A 1,114-nucleotide genomic window follows, 5' to 3' on the forward strand; every position below is an offset into this window, starting at 1 on the left:
GTCGGCCACGGGCGGCTTGGGCGGTGCGGGGCGCTCGGACCGGGGCTGCGGCGCCTGCGCGACGACCGGCATCTTGCCCGTGAGGGCGTAGCCGACCTTGACGCCCTCCTCGAAGGCGTCCTTGGGCCCCGACGAACCGCCGGTGACGCCGCCGGTCACGCCGGTGTCCATGGACGTGCTGACCGAGCCCTTCATCGAGCTCGTGATGGTGCCGCCGATCGGCGCCGACTTCGGGGCCGGCAGGCCCGGGGGCAGGTGCACCACCAGCGGCGACACGTCGAGGAACTTGCGGCCGTCGTTCGAGTTCACCACGCCCATCTTCAGCACCTCGACGGGCATCGAGGGCTGGCGCAGGAAGTCGACGGCGTTGAGGATCTCGTCGGGCGCGTTCTGGCAGATGATGATCAGCCGCGCGCCGCCCCCGCCGTTCTTCCCGGCCTGCGTGCGCGTGATCGGCACGCTGTCGTAGAAGGCGGCGACGTCGTGCTGGAAGGAGCTGGCCCCACCGCGGTAGCGTGCGGCGAGCTCGGCGCGGGTCAGGCGGCCGGCGGCGCCGGCGTGGTCCAAGGCCTTGGCGAGGTTCTCGCGGTCGAGGTCCGCCACGAGCTCCACGACTACGGGCGAGCCCGACGCGTCGAGGGCCAGCAGGTGGGGCTCGTCCGGGCCGGAGCCCTGCGCGATCGGGAAGACCTCTTCGCCGAGCAGGCCGTCGATGTGCGAGTCGACCACCTGGTTGGCCGTGGTCTTGAGACCTGGCTCCCCACCGTCCGGGCCGTTCGCGGACGTCACGAGGAGTGGCCGCTGGGTATCGACCTCGAACAATGGCATCTCGTGATCTCCCCGGGTCCTGCGGCATCGGTCCGCCTTAGCCTAAAGGCCGCGGGCAAGAGTCCGGAAACACGGGGGTGAAGGGTTAGTGAGACTTGCCCCCGGGTCGTCGGCCCACCTATGGTCCCGCCCATGACGAGCGCTGCGGCGTCGCTGGCGGCGCTGTGGCCGGTCCTGGTCGCCGGCCTCGTGGCCGGGTACGCGGTCGCGCTGCCCGTGGGCCCGGTCGCGTCCTACCTCGTGGGGCTGGCTGCCCGGCACCCGTGGCGCGTCGGCGTGGCGGGGG

Annotated in this window: 1 protein-coding gene; it reads right to left on the minus strand. The window is 72.4% G+C overall.

The features are described from left to right. The coding region (locus PROKR_RS35790; RefSeq protein WP_245605919.1) for a DUF1707 domain-containing protein at nucleotides 1-828 on the minus strand (828 nt) is incomplete at its 3' end. Nucleotides 829-1,114 lie beyond the last annotated feature (286 nt).

Source organism: Promicromonospora kroppenstedtii DSM 19349 (genome assembly GCF_000515355.1).
GTDB classification, from domain to species: Bacteria; Actinomycetota; Actinomycetes; order Actinomycetales; family Cellulomonadaceae; genus Promicromonospora; species Promicromonospora kroppenstedtii.